At 36.8% G+C, this 19,145-nt stretch carries 19 protein-coding genes; 13 read left to right on the top strand and 6 right to left on the bottom strand.

Going from position 1 to position 19,145, the window contains the following annotated elements; all coding sequences use genetic code 11:
• The 3 genes from QZ657_RS00195 to QZ657_RS00185 all read left to right on the top strand — a co-directional run.
• Positions 1-711, top strand: a 711-nt coding sequence (locus QZ657_RS00195) for a class I tRNA ligase family protein (protein ID WP_291964204.1), incomplete at its 5' end; no start/stop codon positions are given.
• A gap of 258 nt (positions 712-969) precedes the next feature.
• On the top strand, positions 970-2,070 hold the full coding sequence (ald, locus tag QZ657_RS00190; RefSeq protein ID WP_291964202.1) for an alanine dehydrogenase: 1,101 nt from the start codon (positions 970-972) through the stop codon (positions 2,068-2,070).
• A 135-nt stretch (positions 2,071-2,205) separates the two neighbouring features.
• The gene (locus QZ657_RS00185) at positions 2,206-2,901 is read left to right on the top strand and encodes a zinc metallopeptidase (RefSeq protein ID WP_276470931.1); all 696 of its coding nucleotides are present in this window, start codon (positions 2,206-2,208) and stop codon (positions 2,899-2,901) included.
• Positions 2,902-2,951: 50 nt separating this feature from the next.
• Here QZ657_RS00185 and QZ657_RS00180 read toward each other — a convergent pair whose 3' ends face one another.
• Both QZ657_RS00180 and QZ657_RS00175 read right to left on the bottom strand, forming a co-directional pair.
• Positions 2,952-3,422: an Lrp/AsnC ligand binding domain-containing protein gene (locus QZ657_RS00180; protein WP_276470932.1), complete on the bottom strand. Its 471-nt coding sequence runs from the start codon at positions 3,420-3,422 to the stop codon at positions 2,952-2,954.
• 152 nt (positions 3,423-3,574) lie between these two features.
• Positions 3,575-4,948, bottom strand: a complete 1,374-nt coding sequence (locus QZ657_RS00175; protein ID WP_291964199.1) for a saccharopine dehydrogenase family protein — start codon at positions 4,946-4,948, stop codon at positions 3,575-3,577.
• Positions 4,949-5,029: 81 nt separating this feature from the next.
• On the opposite strand from QZ657_RS00175, the gene QZ657_RS00170 reads away from it, so the two are divergent.
• From QZ657_RS00170 to pckA, 4 genes are all read left to right on the top strand, one after another.
• Positions 5,030-5,422, top strand: a complete 393-nt coding sequence (locus QZ657_RS00170; protein WP_291964197.1) for a DUF423 domain-containing protein — start codon at positions 5,030-5,032, stop codon at positions 5,420-5,422.
• A 61-nt stretch (positions 5,423-5,483) separates the two neighbouring features.
• Complete coding sequence (locus QZ657_RS00165; protein ID WP_291964196.1) at positions 5,484-6,950, top strand: SLC13 family permease; 1,467 nt, start codon at positions 5,484-5,486, stop codon at positions 6,948-6,950.
• Complete coding sequence (locus QZ657_RS00160; protein ID WP_291962222.1) at positions 6,951-8,078, top strand: glycerate kinase; 1,128 nt, start codon at positions 6,951-6,953, stop codon at positions 8,076-8,078.
• Positions 8,079-8,335: 257 nt separating this feature from the next.
• Positions 8,336-9,952 (top strand): phosphoenolpyruvate carboxykinase (ATP), encoded by a 1,617-nt coding sequence (gene pckA / locus QZ657_RS00155; protein WP_291962221.1) that lies wholly within the window; start codon positions 8,336-8,338, stop codon positions 9,950-9,952.
• A 53-nt stretch (positions 9,953-10,005) separates the two neighbouring features.
• Here pckA and QZ657_RS00150 read toward each other — a convergent pair whose 3' ends face one another.
• The 3 genes from QZ657_RS00150 to QZ657_RS00140 are packed head-to-tail and all read right to left on the bottom strand — an operon-like array spanning position 10,006 to position 13,084.
• The gene (locus QZ657_RS00150) at positions 10,006-10,749 is read right to left on the bottom strand and encodes a uroporphyrinogen-III synthase (RefSeq protein ID WP_291962220.1); all 744 of its coding nucleotides are present in this window, start codon (positions 10,747-10,749) and stop codon (positions 10,006-10,008) included.
• Between the two features lie 8 nt (positions 10,750-10,757).
• Entirely contained in the window at positions 10,758-11,357 is a 600-nt protein-coding gene (locus QZ657_RS00145; RefSeq protein WP_291962227.1) for a DUF4271 domain-containing protein, read from the bottom strand.
• A 53-nt stretch (positions 11,358-11,410) separates the two neighbouring features.
• Complete coding sequence (locus QZ657_RS00140) at positions 11,411-13,084, bottom strand: ArnT family glycosyltransferase (protein ID WP_291964194.1); 1,674 nt, start codon at positions 13,082-13,084, stop codon at positions 11,411-11,413.
• A 135-nt stretch (positions 13,085-13,219) separates the two neighbouring features.
• Between QZ657_RS00140 and QZ657_RS00135 the strand changes: the two genes are divergently transcribed.
• The 3 genes from QZ657_RS00135 to QZ657_RS00125 are packed head-to-tail and all read left to right on the top strand — an operon-like array spanning position 13,220 to position 15,719.
• Positions 13,220-13,948, top strand: coding sequence for a polyprenol monophosphomannose synthase (locus QZ657_RS00135; protein WP_291962218.1), 729 nt, complete (start codon positions 13,220-13,222; stop codon positions 13,946-13,948).
• A 2-nt stretch (positions 13,949-13,950) separates the two neighbouring features.
• The gene (locus QZ657_RS00130) at positions 13,951-15,288 is read left to right on the top strand and encodes a dihydroorotase (RefSeq protein WP_291964192.1); all 1,338 of its coding nucleotides are present in this window, start codon (positions 13,951-13,953) and stop codon (positions 15,286-15,288) included.
• Positions 15,285-15,719: a DUF4296 domain-containing protein gene (locus QZ657_RS00125; protein ID WP_291964190.1), complete on the top strand. Its 435-nt coding sequence runs from the start codon at positions 15,285-15,287 to the stop codon at positions 15,717-15,719. Before QZ657_RS00130 ends, QZ657_RS00125 begins: the two co-directional genes overlap by 4 nt.
• Here the strand turns inward: QZ657_RS00125 and QZ657_RS00120 are convergent.
• Positions 15,700-16,707, bottom strand: coding sequence for an SDR family oxidoreductase (locus tag QZ657_RS00120; RefSeq protein WP_291964188.1), 1,008 nt, complete (start codon positions 16,705-16,707; stop codon positions 15,700-15,702). The genes QZ657_RS00125 and QZ657_RS00120 overlap by 20 nt on opposite strands.
• Before the next feature lie 104 nt (positions 16,708-16,811).
• Here QZ657_RS00120 and tyrS point away from each other — a divergent pair, with 104 nt between their 5' ends.
• The 3 genes from tyrS (at position 16,812) to QZ657_RS00105 (ending at position 19,121) form a co-directional block, all read left to right on the top strand.
• A complete protein-coding gene (gene tyrS / locus QZ657_RS00115) occupies positions 16,812-18,104 on the top strand; it encodes a tyrosine--tRNA ligase (RefSeq protein WP_291964186.1) in 1,293 nt (430 codons plus the stop codon).
• A gap of 22 nt (positions 18,105-18,126) precedes the next feature.
• The gene (locus tag QZ657_RS00110) at positions 18,127-18,510 is read left to right on the top strand and encodes a hypothetical protein (protein ID WP_291962212.1); all 384 of its coding nucleotides are present in this window, start codon (positions 18,127-18,129) and stop codon (positions 18,508-18,510) included.
• Positions 18,511-18,587: 77 nt separating this feature from the next.
• The gene (locus QZ657_RS00105; RefSeq protein ID WP_291964184.1) at positions 18,588-19,121 is read left to right on the top strand and encodes a hypothetical protein; all 534 of its coding nucleotides are present in this window, start codon (positions 18,588-18,590) and stop codon (positions 19,119-19,121) included.
• Positions 19,122-19,145: the final 24 nt, after the last annotated feature.

Raw genomic sequence — 19,145 nt, 5'->3', positions numbered from 1 at the left:
CGCGAAGTCGAAAAAATGTCCAAATCCAAATACAACGTAGTAAATCCAGATGCTATTTGTGAAGAATATGGGGCGGACAGTCTGCGCTTGTATGAAATGTTCTTAGGTCCGTTAGAGCAATCTAAACCTTGGAATACGGCAGGTATTACCGGAGCACATGGTTTCTTAAAGAAACTGTGGAAATTGTACACGCCATTTTTAGATGAAACCGCGATCGCTGAGCGTAGCCGAAGTGGAGAAGAACCTTCTAAGGAATCTTGGAAAACATTGCACAAGACCATTAAAAAAGTAGAAGAGGATATTGAAAACTTTAGTTTTAATACATCGGTATCTACTTTCATGATCTGTGTCAATGAACTTTCAGCTCAAAAATGTATCAGCAGAAAAGTATTGGAGCCATTGGCAATATTGGTATCGCCATATGCGCCACATATTGCGGAAGAACTGTGGAGCAAATTGGGTCATTCAGAGTCTATTGCTACCGCACCTTTTCCAAAATTTGAAGAAAAGTATATCAAAGAAAGTGATAAAGAATATCCGATATCCTTTAACGGTAAAATGAAATTTACCATGCAGTTGTCCTTAGATTTAAGTAAAGATGAAATAGAGGCTGCGGTCATGGCACATGAAAAAACCCAACAGCAGTTGGCAGGGCGTACTCCTAAAAAGGTGATTGTAGTACCTGGTAAAATTGTAAATATTGTTGGTTAACTCTTAAATAGTATAACTGGAAAAGAGGCAATGAGAATTGCCTCTTTTTTTTTGCATTAATTATGTATCAAGATTATGGTTAAATTGAGGGGTATAATTTAAAAATTAATATAAAAATGAAATATACCCCCTAAAAAATTAGGGTATGTTTGTGCTAAAATGATAATTATGACACAATACCCCTGTGTTTTGTCGAATTAATGTTTGATATGTTATTAATTAGTTTCAATTTTGCAATGTAACATTAAATGATAAATCATGATTGTTGGTATTCCAAAAGAAATTAAGAACAATGAAAGCAGGGTAGGTATGACACCGGCCGGAGTTTTCGAATTGGTAAAGAACAACCACAAAGTATATGTACAATCAGGTGCTGGTGAAGGAAGCGGTTTTTTCAATCAAGATTATCAACAGGCAGGTGCTATAATACTAGATACTATTGGTCAAGTATATGCTATGAGCGAAATGATCGTAAAGGTAAAAGAGCCTATTGCAGAAGAGTATAATTTAATACAGGAAGGTCAAATACTATTTACATATTTCCATTTTGCGTCAAGTGAGGCATTGACCAAGGCAATGATCAAGCAAAAAGCGGTTTGCATAGCATATGAAACGGTAGAGGATGAAGAAGGAACATTGCCACTTTTAACGCCAATGTCAGAAGTTGCCGGTAGAATGGCCATACAACAAGGTGCTAAATATTTAGAAAAACCTGTAAAAGGCCGTGGAGTGTTATTAGGTGGTGTGCCAGGTGTGGCCCCGGGCAAAGTTTTGGTGTTAGGTGCCGGCGTAGTGGGCATACAGGCTGCTAAAATGGCAGCAGGTTTGGGGGCTCATGTAACTATTTTAGATATTAACATGAAACGTCTGCGTTATGCAAATGATGTAATGCCACCACATGTGGTTACTGAATTCTCTAATGAATTTAATATAAGAAGATTGATCAAGACTCATGATCTTATAATAGGTGGGGTATTGTTGAAAGGTGCCAAAGCTCCAAATTTGATTACTAGAGACATGCTGAAAGAAATGAGACCGGGAACGGTAATCGTTGATGTTGCCGTAGATCAAGGGGGTTGTGTGGAGACCACAAAGCCTACAACACATGAAGATCCAATTTATATCATTGATGATGTGGTGCATTACTCGGTAGCAAATATGCCGGGAGCAGTACCTTATACATCTACCATGGCATTGACCAATGTAACATTGCCGTATGCATTGAAATTGGCAAATTTAGGTTGGGAAGCTGCTTGTGAAAAAGATGCATCTTTGAAGAAAGGATTAAATATAGTAGAAGGGAATGTAGTATATCAAGAAATTATTGAAGCCTTTGGTTGGGAAGAGATAGTGGCTTAATCTGTACATTTTGTCAGTAAAATATGCCTCGTCATATCCGAAAGGAATTTGGCGGGGTTTTTGCTTTTCTATAAATAGATTCTTTAAAAAGTGGGAATCTTTAGTATATTTAATCGATTTAAAAATTGAAACATTATGATGGGATATTATATATTGATCGGAGCAATTGCTTTGGTCAGCTGGTTAGTGAGCAGTAAATTAAAAAGTAAATTCAAGCATTACTCTAAAGTACATTTGCAAAATGGAATGAGTGGTGCGGAGATTGCGGAAAAAATGTTGGCAGATCATGGTATTAGAGATGTAAAGGTTGTTTCTACGCCTGGTATGCTTACCGATCACTATAACCCTGCAAACAAAACCGTAAACTTAAGTGAAGGGGTATACAATCAAAGAAATGCTGCTGCCGCGGCAGTTTCGGCACATGAAGTTGGGCACGCCGTACAACATGCACAGGCATATGAGTGGTTGGGCATGCGTTCAAAGTTAGTGCCTATTGTAAGTGTTACATCTAGCATGTCTATGTGGGTCGTATTTGGTGGTTTGGCATTAGGTGCCGCTGCCGGTGTAGGTTTTGGATATTGGGTAGCCGTTGCCGGTCTGGTAATGATGGGCATGGCAACATTGTTCAGTTTTGTGACCCTACCGGTAGAATATGACGCCAGTAATAGAGCATTGGCATGGTTAAAAAACAAGAATATAGTTACACCAGAAGAATATAAAGGTTCTGAAGATGCGCTGAAATGGGCTGCACGTACCTATTTGGTCGCTGCAATAGGTTCATTGGCAACTTTGGTCTACTGGGGGCTTCAAGTTTTTGGTGGTAGAGATTAAGTTATAATTGTTAAGAAATAGAAAAGCCTTCCGTTCCGGGAAGGCTTTTTTTATATGCTTATTTGTCGGTCTATTTGTTGGGCCAAAGAAATGAAAGTTTCTGTTCTTGAGACACCTTCTATGGCTTGTATTTCTTTGTTGAGTACCTGCATTAAATGCTCATTATCTCTACATAATACTTTAATAAGGATAGACCAGTTACCGGTGGTATAATGGCATTCCAAAACTTCGGGTATTTTTTCAAGCTGCTTCACGGCCATGGGGTTGCTCATCGCCTTGTCCAAATAAATACCAATATAGGCCATAGTTGTATAGCCTAAAGATTTTGGGTTTACAATGAACTTTGATCCGGATAAAAGTCCTGATGCTTCTAGTTTTCTTAAACGCTGATGTATGGCCGCTCCGGAAATACCGATACTTCTTGCAATTTCAAGAACCGGTTTACGGGCGTCTTCCATTAAAAAACGTAAGATTTTTTTATCTATTCCGTCAATTTTAGCCAAAGAAGATGGTGTTTTCATGTTATCTAAATCAAAGATCTCTTTTCTGGTGCTCCAGCTATGCTTCTACATACCTTAATTCTAGCAGGGCAAACCTTATTGTAATTTCAGTTGCTTTAAAGGTTTAAAATATAAAAGTACTTATTTGGTTTCAAAATGATACTTAAAATGTACTAATTGACTACAGAATTTGGATTATACCCCAAATAAGGTATATCGTATTCTTTAAAATTAACACCGTAATCTTCAAGTTCTTTAAGTATGGGTTCGTAAACTTCCTTGGATATCGGAATTTGAACTCCCGGTGTGGTTATTTTTCCGTTCAATATTTTTAAAGCGGCCATGGCTACCGGTAATCCTACGGTTTTTGCCATTGCGGTAAACGTTTGGTTTTCGCCGGTAACTACAAGTTTGGAATCAATTTGTTTCTTTTCACCGTTTAACTCGTAACCAAATTTATGATACATAACGATCATGTCCTTTTCGTTTGATTTCAACGTCCAGCTATCTTCAAGAATTTTCTGAAGCGCTTGGGCCGGAGTAGCGTTTGGTATGCCTATGAATTTATTTTGATCAAAAATGTTCAGCTCTAGCAACTTGTCCCAACGAATATCATCTTGATCTAATTTTAGATAATGTCTAAGTTTTAGCTCTACGGAATCGGTAGGGGAATACGGAAGAAATAGATTTATGAATTCTCGGTAACTCATTTTTTCAGAGTTTTCAATAGTATAGGTGTCATCTGTAGCGCCTAATTGAATGAACATGTTCCAAGCTTTTGAAAAGCCTACACGGCGCATGGTGCCTCTGTAAATTGTTAATGCATCTTGTAATTTATAAGCTTCGCGATAATTTAATGAATCGCGGTTGGCATAACCTTCAAAACGGCCATAACCTTCAATTTCAAAGAATTCTGTACGTCTAAATAACCGATGATAGGGAATGTATTTGTAAGTGCCTTCTTGTAGAAATTTGGCGGTACCGCCTTGTCCTGCCAAAACTACATTTCTAGGGTTCCAGGTAAATTTATAGTTCCAGAGGTTATTGTCATGTTCTGGGGCAACCAAGCCACCACAGAAAGATTCAAACAATATTATTTTACCGCCTTTATCACGAATACGGTCAATTACTTGCATGGCACTCATGTGATCCACACCTGGGTCCAAACCAATTTCGTTCATAAAAACTAGTCCGGCTTCCTTCACCTGTTCGTCAAGGGCTAGCAATTCATTACTAACGTAAGATGCTGTTACCAAATGTTTTTTTAGACGAACACAATCTTGGGCTACCATGATGTGAAAACGGGCAGGAAGCATGGAGATTACGATATCTGAATGTTCAATTGCTTTTTGTCTTGCGGTATCTTCAAAAATATCAAGAGCAATTACGGTGCAGTGTGTATGTTCGCCAATCGATGATGGAATTGCAGCGGGATTTATGTCGCCAATGGTGATTTCCAAATTTTCAGCTTCCGCTTTTCCTAAGAGATAATCCAATAAATAAGAGGTGGATTTACCTGCGCCAATAACAAGAATTTTTCGCATCATACGATTTCAGTATTTTTGATTTGTAACGAAGGACTAAGGTATCAAATTGTTACATTTATAAAAAAAGTTATCTTAAAAGTTATGAAAAAAACAATTTTAGGTACTGCTTGTTTGTTGGGAATGTTGGCGGTCATACTTGGTGCCTTTGGTGCACATGGATTGAAAAATTTGGTAGACGCACAATCCGTTACCACTTTTGAGACAGGGGTACGGTACCAAATGTATCATGCATTTTTCTTGTTTATACTTGGCCTGTTGCCCAATGAATACATAAAGTCTAGGAAAAGTATTTACATATGTACGGTAATTGGTGTAGCGTTATTTTCGTTTTCCATTTATATACTTTCTTTAAATTCATTAATGTCATTTGACTTTAAGGTGATCGGTATTATTACGCCTATAGGTGGTTTGTTTTTAATAGCTGCTTGGGTACTTATGGGTTATGGTATACTAAGGTCAAAATTTGTAAAATAGCGGTCAAATAAGTCAATGAAGCTTATAAATAGCGTATTTTCAATGTATCAATGGCATTTACATGACTAAAACAAAAATATTAGGACTAGTCTTGGGTCCGCTTTTATTCGTATTGATCCTTTTATTTTTTCGTCCGGCCGGGCTTTCACAACAAGCAAATGCGGTTTTGGCATCTACTATTTGGATTGCCGTTTGGTGGATTACGGAAGCTATGCCCATTGCTATAACGGCATTATTGCCCTTGGTGCTGTTTCCTTTATCCGGTGGGTTGGACTTGTCTTCAACCTCTGGTTCTTTTGGTCATAAATATGTATTTCTATATATGGGCGGCTTTATCATAGCCATTGCCATAGAAAAATGGAACCTGCACAGAAGGATTGCCTTGAATATTATCAACCTGATAGGTTCAGATGTTAGAAAGATCATTCTAGGTTTTATGATGGCAACTGCATTTCTGTCAATGTGGATATCGAACACGGCAACCTCTGTAATGATGCTACCAATAGGTCTGGCTATCATAAAACAGTTACAGGATAATCCGGATACGGTAGAAGATGAAAACAAAATATTCGGTAAGGCGTTAATGTTGGCAATTGCCTATAGTGCCTCTATTGGCGGTGTGGCCACTTTGATCGGCACGCCGCCAAATTTGGTTTTGGCAGGTGTTGTCTTAGATACCTATGGTTATGAAATTACCTTTATGCAATGGTTTGTCTTTGGTCTGCCCATATCTATAATTCTGATTTTTATTTGCTGGAAATATTTAACAAGGTATGCCTTTAGCTTTAAGCAGACATCTTTTCCTGGAGGAAAACAGGAAATTAAACGCTTACTATCCAATCTGGGTAAGATATCATATGAGGAGAAAATAGTGGCCTTTGTATTTGCATTGACCGCTTTCTGTTGGATCACGCGTTCGTATCTTTTGCAAAAAGTTTTGCCTGGTTTAGATGATACTATAATTGCCATATTCTTTGCTATCGTCTTGTTTTTAATACCTTCAAAGAAAAAAGCGGAACAGATTATTAATTGGGAAGAGGCGGTTAAAATGCCATGGGGCATAATTTTATTGTTCGGTGGTGGTATGGCATTGGCAAAAGGATTTGAGGTTAGCGGGTTGGCCGTTTGGATCGGTGGGCAAATGACATCATTAGCTGGTCTGCCTATTGTTGTCCTAATTTTAGTTTTGATAGCCGCGGTAAATTTTCTGACCGAAATAACATCTAACCTAGCTACAACGGCAATGCTTTTGCCCGTATTGGCGCCAATGGCGTTGACAATAGATGTACACCCGTTCGTATTAATGGTGGGTGCAGCGGTTGCGGCATCATGCGCATTTATGCTGCCGGTTGCTACACCACCAAATGCGGTAGTATTTGGTTCAGGCTACCTAAGAATACCAGATATGGTGGGCAAAGGATTATTTATGAATATAATTTCTATTATTATATTGACCTTTTTTGTATATTTTGTTCTCCCAGAGTTATGGGATATTTCAATAAATAGTTTCCCCAATAAATTCAAATAAATGAAGCTATTACTTATTCCGGATAAATTTGACGGTTCACTAACAAGTGAATCATTTGCCAACGCCTTTAATGATGGTATGAAGAAGTCTGGCGTTCCTTTTACATCGCGCTATATTAAAGCAACGGATGGGGGAGAGGGTTTCTTGAAGGTCATAAGTCACTATAAGCCTTGTATTTCTGTTGAAGTAATAAGCGAAAATCCATTAAGGGAGCCTATACGGTCATATTATTTATACAATAAAGAAGACAATTCTGCTTATATAGAGCTTGCCAATGCTTCGGGTCTGGATCTATTACCTTATGAAGAACGTAACCCAATGTTGACAACTACGTTTGGTACAGGCATTGAAATTAAAGATGCCGTAGAAAAAGGAATCAAGCATATTTATATAGGCTTGGGAGCAAGTGCTACCAACGATGGTGGAATAGGTATTGCAAGTGCTTTGGGTTATGATTTTTTAAATGCTAATGGAGTGGTGTTGCCCCCTGTTGGCTCTAGCCTGCAATTGATAAGGTCTATAGATGATTCTCGGGTTCCGGATAAACTAAAGCAGGTAAAGTTTTACACAGTTCATGATGTAATAAATCCGCTATTCGGTAAAAATGGAGCAGCGTATGTATATGCTAAATACAAAGGCGCAACGGATGATGCCATAGCAGAATTAAATAACGGTTTAATTAGATTGAACAGAGTAGTTTCAGATAGATATAATGTAAATTATAATGAAGTGCCGGGTACCGGTGCCGCAGGAGGGGCCGCTTTTGGTTTAAAAGCTTTATTGAATGCGGAGTTTTTAGGTGCAATGGATTTTATTTTGAAATTATCCGGTTTAAAGGAGATATTACAAAAAGAGAGTTTTGATTATATTATTACCGGTGAAGGTAAAATTGATGAACAAAATTTAAACAGTAAACTACTGCAAGGGGTGATAGGATTGGGCAAAGAATATGAAATTCCTGTAATAGCTATTTGTGGAGCACTAGAAATTTCTAAAGACGATCTAAAAAAGGTTGGTGTTTTTGATGTGTTCGATATTAAGGATGAGCATAAGGATCTTGAGTACAATATGAAGCACGCAGCCCTGCTTTTAACTACAAAAACGGCTGAATATTTCTCTAAAAACTAAGAATTGAGTGTCAAAAAAAGATCTCTTTTTTTATTTATTTCTTAAAATATTAAGCCTTAAATAACAATAATGCATTTAAAATACGTTATCTCCTTATAATGTGTATTAAAAGGAATAAAGTGCATGCGAATTTTTTTCATTTATAGCGATTCTATAATTGAATTCGTATTTCGACGGGAAATGACGCTAATTGAGCTCTGAAAATCAGTGGTTCAGCTTTTATTTTTTTAGTTTTACACGAACAAATTTTCTAAAGCATGAAAAGCTCAATGACAAATGCGAATACCATATCCCTAGAAAACTACGGGATTACACACGCCAATTTTCATTATCAGGAAACACCGGAACAACTTCAAAAGGCCACTTTAGATCTGGACATGGGAGTTGAAACCAGCAATGGAACACTTGCAGTCAATACCGGTGAATTTACAGGTAGGTCCCCCAAAGACAGATATATTGTTAAAGACGATATAACTAAAGATAAAATATGGTGGGGAGATATCAATATTCCTTTTGAAAAAGAAAAATTTGATGCCTTATACACTAAGGTCATTAATTATTTGAACGAAAAAGAACTTTTTGTTAGGGATAGTTATGCCTGTGCAGACGAAGATTATAGGTTGAATATTCGTGTTATCAATGAATATCCTTGGTCAAATATGTTTGCTTATAATATGTTTTTACGGCCTACGGAGAAAGAATTGGAAGATTTTACACCAGAATGGACCGTTATTAATGCACCGGGTTTTATGGCCAATGCAGATGAGGATGGTACAAGGCAACATAATTTTGCAATCTTAAACTTTACTGATAAAATTGCCTTAATTGGTGGAACAGGATATACAGGTGAAATTAAAAAGGGTATTTTTTCTGCGTTGAACTTTATTTTACCTGTTTATAAGGAAACTTTGCCAATGCATTGTTCATCCAATGTTGGTAAGGATGGTGATACGGCAATCTTTTTTGGATTGTCAGGAACAGGAAAAACAACCTTGTCTACTGATCCTAATAGAAAATTAATAGGTGATGATGAGCATGGCTGGACCAGTAGGAATACGGTATTTAATTTTGAAGGAGGTTGTTATGCAAAAGTGATCAACCTTTCTGAAGAGCAAGAGCCGGAAATCTACGGAGCTATCAAGCCTGGTGCTATACTTGAAAATGTAGTCTTAGATGATAAAGGCAATGTTGATTTTGCGGATACTTCTATAACGCAAAATACAAGGGTTAGTTACCCAATTCATCATATTGATAATATTCAACAACCGTCAATAGGTAAAAATGTAAAGAATATATTCTTTTTAACAGCCGATGCTTTTGGTGTTTTGCCTCCAATATCCAAGCTAACTCCTAGTCAGGCAGCTTACCACTTTATATCTGGTTACACTGCTAAGGTTGCAGGGACGGAAGCTGGTGTTGTAGAGCCTGTACCATCATTTTCTGCTTGTTTTGGCGCGCCTTTTATGCCATTGCACCCAACAAAGTACGCAGAAATGTTGAGTAAGAAAATGAAAGAATCTGGCGTAGATGTTTGGCTTGTAAATACAGGTTGGACAGGTGGACCTTACGGTGTTGGTACCAGAATGAAATTAAAGTATACTAGAGCAATGATCTCTGCTGCATTAAGTGGAGAGTTAGGTCTTTACTCTTATGATAAATACCATATACATTCAGTATTCGGTGTTGCACAGCCAAGGGAGTGTCCTGGTGTACCTACTTCGGTTTTGAGTCCAAGAGCAACATGGAACGATGATGAGAAGTATTATAAAACTGCATTTAAACTGACAAATGCCTTTAGGGAAAACTTTAAAAAATTTGAAAGTTATGCCAGTGAAGAAATAAGAAGGGGCGGTCCACAACGGTACGCGTTCTAAATAAAAAAAAGCCTTGCAATGCAAGGCTTTTTTAATATCTGGTTATAAACGTTTTATTTGTTTACGCTCATAATATATTTCTGTAGCGCCATGGTCATTGAAGGTGTCTCGGGCGTTGGAGCTTTAATATCTATTCGTAAGCCGGCATCTGTAGCGGCATCTACCGTAGAGTTGCCAAAAACAGCAATTCTAGTATTTTTTTGGTCAAAATCCGGAAAATTCTGTAATAACGACTCTATACCAGATGGGCTAAAAAATACTAGTATATCATAGTACACGTTGCGCAGATCTGAAAGGTCGCTAATTACGGTTTTGTAAAAAATAGCTCTTTTCCATTGAATACTCAAAGAGTCTAGCGTATCTGGTACATCTTGCTTGAGCACATCAGAAGAAGGAAGTAAGAATTTTTCATCCTTATATTTTTTTATCAACGGTACTAAATCCGTAAATAATCTTTTACCTACGTATATCTTACGTTTTCTATAGACAACGTATTTTTGAAGGTAATAGGCAACCGCTTCTGACTGACAAAAATATTTCATGGAATCGGGCACTTTAAAGCGCATCTCATCCGCAATTCTAAAAAAGTGGTCTACTGCGTTTCTACTGGTTAAGATTATAGCGGTAAAATCATTCAAATCTATTTTTTGCTGACGTACAGATTTGGCGTCAACTCCTTCTACGTGAATGAACGGTCTAAAATCAACCTTTACTTTCTCTTTATCGATAAGTTTGGAATAGGGGGAGTTTTCCATTTTCGGCTCAGGTTGAGAGACCAAAATCGTTTTTACTTTCATATGCTGCACTATTTTAGAAAGCTTCCCATAATAACTAAGGGTGCAATTTCGAGTGCGCAAAGGTACAAAATAAAATAGAAAAAATAGCTGCTTATAAATTTTTGGTAATTCCTGAGGACTGTTACCCAACCAATTATATTGATCGCCAAAAATAAAATGAGTGCAACAATTATTATGATTCTTGAGTCTTTAAAAACATAAGCAAGAAATACGTTGGCAATGAAAAGAACAAAACCTGCATAATTAAGATAGGTTAGTTTCTTAAAAATCAATTCATTAAAGGTGTTGTAAGAGTTAAATATGAATCCATTTAACAGTTGCGCCATTGTTTTCGCGGAAAAAAATAAGAAAACCCCTGCAAGCAATAAAGGAAAAATATAGGGGTTTTTTGTTCCTGAAATATTTATATAAGAACGCCAAATAAAAAAAATAAATAAGGTTAGATTGATGATCTGGAACACGCTCATTAGAAAATGAAACCAGTTGAACAACTTCTCTTTCTTCGTGTACATGGTAATGTACTTATTGTTAAAAGGAAGAATTATAAAGTTTAAAAAACGTGGGTAATAGATACTTTTGGCAATCAATGGAAATACAAGACTTGCCATAAGTGTAATGGTGATCCAGTCCGTCTGCTCTAAGGTTCTTGTAATAGGTTCCATCAATTAATATGAATTGCTTTTCCGTTTAGGCCGTATAAAAGATCATTTTCAGAAATTACCACTCTAAAGTAGCCAATCTTTTCCTTTTTCGTTTTAGGCAATTGAAATATAAAATGGGTAGTGTCCTGTTGTTTTAAGTATGCAGTGTTAACTTTTGTGGGTTTAGGTGTTATCTGCAGTGTTTCCTGGGGCTTTTTATAATCGTCCATATAACTGACCGCAAATTTCAATTTTTTAGGATCAATATCTTCCTTGTAAGGGTTGTAAACTTTAAGCTCAATTTGCTCCTCTGAATTTAAGGATACCGGGGTGTCGTCAATACTGCAATCTAATTTTCTGTACGATTGAAAGTTACTAATGAATTTGCCCTTATAGAGACCGCCATTCTCTCTGGTATAGGTAAATGTAGGGTCGTTTAGATATTTAGAAACATAGGCAACATCCTTGCCCCGTACTTTCTCTTCTGAATCATTGATGGAATATTGATTTTTTCGATACATAAAATTGTTCAAAGAAAAGGTAGGTGTTGCGCCAGTGTAAAAAGAATACATTGGTGCGTTTCTATAGGAGTTTTCAAAAACTACGGGGATATTACCTACTTCTTCTTTTATTGCAGCTGCCCACTCTTTATTGCCATGGCTTTCATAATAAAAATTGAACAGTAATGGTTGGTAGACGAGCCCCATTCTTAAATAAATAATCAATACCGTATTGATAAGGCCAAGTTTATAGATCCAAGCTAATGCTTGTTTATTTTGTAGCATGTAATTGTAAGCTATAACCGCCAGGGGAATACATACAATAATGATCCATTGAGTTTGTACCCTTCTGTTAAAACTCGATATAAAAAAGAATATGAGTACACCGTAGGTTAGATAAATCAGTGCCCTGTCGAAAAGATCGTTTCCTTTTGTTTTAAACAGTGATTTGTATATGAACGGAAAGGTAAGCCCAAAAATGGCCACTAAATTTACCAAGAAGCCCAAAGTGTATTTTTCAAAGCTATACGCACCATTTGGCCGCTCATATAAATGATATTTTATGGACACAAAGTCGTTCTCGTACAACCAATAAAAATGTGGGGAATAACAAAATAGCGCAATAAGAACGGCAAGCCAAGCATATTTGTTGGTAGTAAGTTTAAGATTGGATAACAGTACAAAGAATATAACCAGTACGGCATGATATTTACTGTACATTAACGCGGCCATAAATAAGCCTAAAAGAATGGCAGATCCCACACCTTCATTTTTTATAAAATGCTTGTATGTGAGTAAAAAGCAACTTGTAAAAAATAACAACGGCGTATCCGGTAAGGTGAAAAACCCGTAAGCGTTGAGCAAGGTCATTGAAAAAACCAGTACAAAGAAATGTTTAATGTAGTCGTTCTTTTTGGGGTTGTCTATCATTAACCAAAGAATAATAATGTTGGCTGCAGATAGCACACAGCTCATAAAGCGAACACCCAATTCACCATTAAAAAAGAAGTTACTGATCTTCACCAAAAGCGCTACCATAGGTGGATGGTCAAAATAGCCCCATGCCATATTTTGACTGTAATACCAGTAATAGGCTTCGTCAAAAATGAGTTGCGTAAAACTAGATTGAATAAGGTTTAAAATGAATATGGCAGCTAAAAAATAGTAAAACTGCTTTGGTATTTTAGTCAACATCTGCTTAGGTTACTAAATGGTAAAATTACAAATTTAAGGTTAGGTAACTAATGTAAAAATATCATAAAGGTATTGTTGCCCATTTTAATAAGACTTTTAAAACCTTACTTTTGTCGAAACACCTATAATTAACATATGTCCAATAGTATCGTAATCATACCTACGTATAACGAAATTGAGAATGTAGAGGCTATAATTAGGGCGGTATTTGTTTTGCAGAAAGAATTTCATGTACTAATTGTCGATGACAATTCACCGGATAAAACAGGGGACTGCGTTCGCGGACTTCAAGAAGAGTTCAAGAATAAATTATTTTTAGAGACAAGATTGGAGAAATCAGGATTAGGTACTGCCTATATTCATGGTTTTAAATGGGCAATTGACAAGGGCTACGATTATATTTGTGAGATGGATGCGGATTTTTCGCATACGCCCTCAGATTTGTTACGGTTACAGAAAGCATGTGAGAACGGAGCGGATTTAGCAGTTGGCAGTAGATATAAAAAAGGAGTTAATGTAGTAAACTGGCCCTTGTATAGAGTTTTGTTGTCCTATGGGGCATCAATCTATGTAAAGTTGATTACTGGTATGCGTGTAGATGATCCTACAGCAGGTTTTGTATGTTATAAAAGACATGTATTGGAAGCCATAGACTTAGATTCGGTTCGGTTTGTAGGTTACGCATTTCAAATAGAAATGAAATTTAGGGCGTATTTAAAGCACTTTAAAATAGAGGAAGTATCTATTATTTTCAGGGATCGGATATTGGGGAAGTCTAAAATGAGTTCCTCAATTATCAGTGAAGCTATTTGGGGTGTATTTATAATGAAAATGAGAAGTCTATTTTTGAAAAATAAGTTTTAAGTATGGGTAAAATTTTGTTGAAAAACGGAATAATGGTCAACGAGGGGGTAACACAGGAAAGTGACATCCTAATTATAGATGACGTTATCGCTAAAATAGGAAAAGACATATCTGATCCAGATGCAGAGGTGATCGATATTGCGGGTAAACATGTTTTACCCGGTGTTATAGATGATCAAGTTCATTTTAGGGAGCCGGGCCTTACCCACAAAGGAACAATTGCAACAGAAAGTAGAGCGGCACTTGCAGGTGGTATTACTACATTTATGGAGCAACCTAATACAACGCCACAAACGACTACTATAGAAAAATTGGAAGAGAAGTTCGCTACTGCGGCAAATGCTGCTTTTGCCAATTATTCTTTTCTTTTTGGCGGTACCAATGACAACCTGGAAGAATTAAAAAGATTGGATAAAAATGCCTGTTCAGGTATTAAGTTGTTCTTGGGTTCTTCTACAGGCAATATGTTGGTAGATGATGAAAAGGTAATAGAGAATATTTTCAGCAATACAGAAATGGTCATCTCCGCACATTGTGAAGATGAAACGACCATTAGGGAAAACTTGGCAAAATATAAGGCAGAGTATGGTGATGATATTCCTGTAGAAATGCATCCTATTATTAGAAGTGAAGAGGCTTGTTACCTTTCTTCGTGCAGGGCAATTGCGTTGGCCAAGAAAACAGGTGCAAGATTGCATGTTTTTCATCTTTCTACCGGAAAGGAAACAGATCTGTTTCGTAATGATATTCCGTTGGAACAAAAGAAAATTACGGCAGAGGTCTGTATACACCACCTTTGGTTTTCAGATGCGGATTATGCAAACAAAGGCACTTTAATAAAGTGGAACCCTGCGGTAAAGACCGCTAAGGATAAGGATATGCTTTGGGATGCGCTATTAGATGATAGAATAGATGTCATTGCAACAGATCACGCCCCACACTTATTGGAGGAGAAGAGTAATGTGTATACAAAAGCGCCATCTGGCGGTCCGTTGGTACAGCACGCATTAAATGCAATGTTGGAAAAAGTAAAAGAAGGAAAGATTACTTTAGAAAATATTGTACAGAAAATGTGCCATAATCCGGCAATATTGTTTCAAATAGAAAAACGCGGGTATCTTCGTGAAGGTTATTATGCAGATTTGGTTGTAGCGGATTTAAATAGTCCTTGGACGGTTACCAAGGAAAATATCGCCTACAAATGCAAATGGTCACCTTTTGAGGATACTACGTTCTCATCTAAAGTTGTACATACTTTTGTAAATGGCCATTTAGGTTATAGCAACGGACAGTTTTCCGAAAAGCGAAATGCCAAAAGGCTAACATTCAATAGACCATGAAACACATATTGTTTTTAGTGGCGGCACTTTTGTTGGTAACTTCTTGCGCCGAAGAATTAATTGAGAAGCCGGATAATTTAATACCAGAGGATAAAATGGTATTGATTATTAAAGAGATGGCTATCGTTAATGCCGCAAAAGCGACCAATTTGGGTAAGCTGCGAGAGAACGGGGTAGAGCCTACATCTTTTATATTTGAGAAGTTTGAAATAGATAGCGCTCAATATGTTGATAGTGACAGGTATTATGCTTCTAAACCTTTGCGATATGAGAATATGTACAAAAAGGTAGAATCTGATTTAGAGGAACAGCGCTTAAAATTAGAAGCAGAGAAAAAAATTAGGGATAGTTTAAGTATTGCCGAGAAAACTAAACAAAATATAGAAATTAAAAAGAAAGACTCGGTTTCGTCTAAAAATGTTCAGAAGTAAAAAGTTTAGAACTAAATTTTATTTGTTCGTCTAAATTCTCGAACTCTATATTCAAGGTATTTTTTATTTTCCCATTGTTGAATACAGTAGTGTATTTTAGTCCGTAAATAGCATTTTTTGTAATAGTTCTAGGGCTTCCGGTGAGTAAATTTCTAATTTTGTCTACAATCTTGCCTATTTCTAGTTGCCAAAATTTAAGCACGGTTGTAGGTGGTTTTTTGTTCATTGCCAAGGCTATCTTTTCCAATATTCGTTGGTAGGTCAAATTTTCGGCGACCAGAATAAATCGTTCGTTATAAATAGTAGAGTTCATAAGTGCGATCATAATATTGGTAACATCGTTTATGGTAATAAAACCTGTTCCACCGGGTGGGTAATATTTATATCCTTTTGCGGCAGTTTTAAAGAAAGCGCCACTACCACTGTTCCAAAATCCGGGTCCAAGAATAACCCCAGGATTTACGATCACAACTTTTAATTCTTCTTGTGCGCCACGCCAAACTTCCATTTCGGCCAGGTGCTTTGTTATGGCATACGGATTGGCATTTTGGCGCGTCCATTCAGTTTCTTCATCAGCCAATTCTCCGTTTAAAGACCTACCTATTGCGCCAATGGTACTCACATGGCACAATTTACTTATGGCATATGAGATACAAATATTTACAATGTTGGCCGTGCCTTCACGGTTTATGCGTTCAAGCTTTTTAAAATCTGAGGGGTCAAAAGAAATATAGGCTGCACAATGATAAACTTGGGTAACACCCTCTATGGCATTTTCTAAAGAAGGGATATCTAAAATATCTCCCTGTACCCATTCAATTTGGTCAAATAGGGTTATGGCGTTATCAGAATAATAAGAGAAAATTTTTTTTACCTGAACAAGTTTGTCCTTAGTTCTGAACAACGCTCTAACCTTTGTGTTGTTCATCGTTAATTTTAGTAGCAAATGGGACCCCACCAAGCCTGTGCCTCCTGTAACTAATACCATAATTCAAATTTAGGAAATACCGGTGGATAAATTCATGCTTTAAACTTCTGTGTACTGGCAAGAATTCCATTTATATTTGCAGTTCAATTAAAATTAAGCAAGAAATGACAAATTTTGTCAAAGAATTACAGTGGCGCGGTATGTTGCATGATGCAATGCCAGGAACGGAAGAACATTTATTGGAAGGTATGCAGTCTGCTTATGTAGGTATTGATCCTACTGCAGATTCTTTACATATAGGCCATTTGGTGGGCGTAATGATGTTACGTCACTTTCAACTGGCCGGGCATAAACCGTATGCTTTGATCGGTGGTGCTACAGGTATGATCGGTGATCCATCCGGTAAATCTGCAGAACGTAATTTGCTTGATGAGAAAACGCTTCGTCATAATCAAAATGCATTAAAAGAGCAATTATCCCGTTTCTTGGATTTTTCTGGCGATGAGGATAATGCCGCTGTTTTGGTCAATAATTATGATTGGATGAAAGACTTTTCATTTTTGGAATTTATTAGAGACGTAGGTAAGCATATTACCGTAAACTATATGATGTCTAAAGACTCGGTCAAAAAACGTCTTTCATCAGAAGCAAAAGAAGGCATGTCTTTTACTGAATTCACTTACCAACTGGTTCAGGGATATGATTTTCTACATTTATACAGAGAGAACAATTGTAGCCTTCAAATGGGCGGTAGTGACCAATGGGGAAATATTACCACGGGTACAGAGTTGATCAGAAGAATTGCAGGTGGTAAGGGCTATGCATTAACGTGCCCGTTAATTACAAAGGCAGACGGTACCAAGTTCGGCAAGACAGAAGGCGGTAATGTTTGGTTAGATGCAGAAAGAACATCGCCGTACAAGTTCTACCAATATTGGTTGAATACATCAGATGAAGATGCTGAGAAGTATATAAAGATTTTTACATTTTTAGGTCAACAAGAAATTGAAGATCTAATAAAGGAACATAAAGAAGCTCCGCATTTAAGATTATTACAGAAGAGATTGGCGGACGAGATTACGGTAATGGTGCATTCACAAGAAGATTTGGACAATGCGGTTAAAGCCAGTCAAATATTATTCGGAAAATCTACGGCATCAGATTTAAAAGGGTTGAACGAAAAGACATTTTTAGAAATCTTTGATGGAGTGCCACAAGCAGAACTATCTAAATCTGAATTGGTTGACGGATTGGATATGATTGGAGCTTTGGCAGCTAAAACCAGTTTTTTAGGCTCTAATGGAGAGGCTAGAAGAGAGCTCAAACAAAATTCTATTTCGGTCAACAAGGAGAAAGTAAAAGAAGATTTTTTGATTACTGCAGAAGATTTGATCAATAACAAGTTTGTATTATTACAGCGCGGTAAGAAAAATTATTTCGTATTGGTGTTCAATTAAATCTTTTTAAACAGGCTATTTCATGAAGTTTAATCTAGTAGCAATACTATTATTGTTTTTTATTTCTTGTAGTGATGATGATCGTATAATAGATGATCTGGCATTGGAAGGTGACTGGGTGCTCTCAAATGTAATATGTTTTTGCAGTTTTACTGAAGATGTAGATTTTTCTTTAACTACAATTAATTTCGATCCTAGAAGGGGTATGGTTACCGTTGACCATGAAAGTGACTATGAATTTTTTAGGAAAAGTGGGGAACATTTTTACGGCGGCCAGGCCAATAGAATTAATTTTTCTGATGGGGCCGTGTTTTTTTTCGAGACTCAGGGAGATCAATTGACACTTACTTTTGAGGATAACCCGGATATTGCCGATGATGAGGTAACCTATATTTTTAATAGATAATATATCTCTCGATAAATTCACTAAAAGGTTTTAAATATTTTTTGCAGAACGGCGTTTACTAATTTAAACCCCTAATTATGTTTAAAAAGTACATTGCCGTTATTTGTTTATTTGCATTGTTTACCGCTTGTGATAAGCTTGATGAGTTGACAAAATTTGATATGGAATATAGCCAACGCGCTACCATACCTTCTTCTGCTGGTATTGATTTACCTTTCGATGTTTTTACTCCTGAAATTGAGACCAATTCAGAATCTACTTTTGAAGTTAACGATACTAGAAAAGACTTAATTGAAGAGATTAAGTTGACAGAGTTGGAATTGGTCATTATATCGCCCGATGGTGCAGATTTCAGTTTTTTAAATTCGATAGAAGTATATATTTCTGCCGATGATTTAGATGAGATAAGAATTGCCTATTTGGAAGAAGTGCCAGATGATGCTGGTAGTGTCATTACTTTAGACACTTCAGATACCGATTTAAAGGAGTATATAAAGAAAGATGAATTTAGTTTAAGGCTAAATACCGTTACCGATGAGCTGATGAGTACGGACCATGAGTTGGAAGTAAATTCTACTTTTTTTGTAGATGCCAAGATTTTAGGACTTTAATTTAATACTGCGTTAACGCAACTA

The organism is Maribacter sp. (genome assembly GCA_020629415.1).
GTDB lineage: Bacteria > Bacteroidota > Bacteroidia > Flavobacteriales > Flavobacteriaceae > Maribacter > Maribacter huludaoensis.
This window is presented reverse-complemented; position numbering and strand designations above follow the sequence as displayed.

What these genes read in the sequence shown, in the direction of transcription:
- QZ657_RS00170 (WP_291964197.1), top strand. Translation starts at nt 5,030, where the DNA reads ATGAAAAAAACAATTTTAGGTACTGCTTGTTTGTTGGGAATGTTGGCG.
- ald (WP_291964202.1), top strand. Translation starts at nt 970, where the DNA reads ATGATTGTTGGTATTCCAAAAGAAATTAAGAACAATGAAAGCAGGGTA.
- tyrS (WP_291964186.1), top strand. Translation starts at nt 16,812, where the DNA reads ATGACAAATTTTGTCAAAGAATTACAGTGGCGCGGTATGTTGCATGAT.
- QZ657_RS00135 (WP_291962218.1), top strand. Translation starts at nt 13,220, where the DNA reads ATGTCCAATAGTATCGTAATCATACCTACGTATAACGAAATTGAGAAT.
- QZ657_RS00105 (WP_291964184.1), top strand. Translation starts at nt 18,588, where the DNA reads ATGTTTAAAAAGTACATTGCCGTTATTTGTTTATTTGCATTGTTTACC.
- QZ657_RS00180 (WP_276470932.1), bottom strand. Translation starts at nt 3,422, where the DNA reads ATGAAAACACCATCTTCTTTGGCTAAAATTGACGGAATAGATAAAAAA.
- QZ657_RS00130 (WP_291964192.1), top strand. Translation starts at nt 13,951, where the DNA reads ATGGGTAAAATTTTGTTGAAAAACGGAATAATGGTCAACGAGGGGGTA.
- pckA (WP_291962221.1), top strand. Translation starts at nt 8,336, where the DNA reads ATGAAAAGCTCAATGACAAATGCGAATACCATATCCCTAGAAAACTAC.
- QZ657_RS00165 (WP_291964196.1), top strand. Translation starts at nt 5,484, where the DNA reads ATGACTAAAACAAAAATATTAGGACTAGTCTTGGGTCCGCTTTTATTC.
- QZ657_RS00125 (WP_291964190.1), top strand. Translation starts at nt 15,285, where the DNA reads ATGAAACACATATTGTTTTTAGTGGCGGCACTTTTGTTGGTAACTTCT.
- QZ657_RS00110 (WP_291962212.1), top strand. Translation starts at nt 18,127, where the DNA reads ATGAAGTTTAATCTAGTAGCAATACTATTATTGTTTTTTATTTCTTGT.
- QZ657_RS00185 (WP_276470931.1), top strand. Translation starts at nt 2,206, where the DNA reads ATGATGGGATATTATATATTGATCGGAGCAATTGCTTTGGTCAGCTGG.
- QZ657_RS00120 (WP_291964188.1), bottom strand. Translation starts at nt 16,707, where the DNA reads ATGGTATTAGTTACAGGAGGCACAGGCTTGGTGGGGTCCCATTTGCTA.
- QZ657_RS00160 (WP_291962222.1), top strand. Translation starts at nt 6,951, where the DNA reads ATGAAGCTATTACTTATTCCGGATAAATTTGACGGTTCACTAACAAGT.
- QZ657_RS00150 (WP_291962220.1), bottom strand. Translation starts at nt 10,749, where the DNA reads ATGAAAGTAAAAACGATTTTGGTCTCTCAACCTGAGCCGAAAATGGAA.
- QZ657_RS00145 (WP_291962227.1), bottom strand. Translation starts at nt 11,357, where the DNA reads ATGGCAAGTCTTGTATTTCCATTGATTGCCAAAAGTATCTATTACCCA.
- QZ657_RS00175 (WP_291964199.1), bottom strand. Translation starts at nt 4,948, where the DNA reads ATGATGCGAAAAATTCTTGTTATTGGCGCAGGTAAATCCACCTCTTAT.
- QZ657_RS00140 (WP_291964194.1), bottom strand. Translation starts at nt 13,084, where the DNA reads ATGTTGACTAAAATACCAAAGCAGTTTTACTATTTTTTAGCTGCCATA.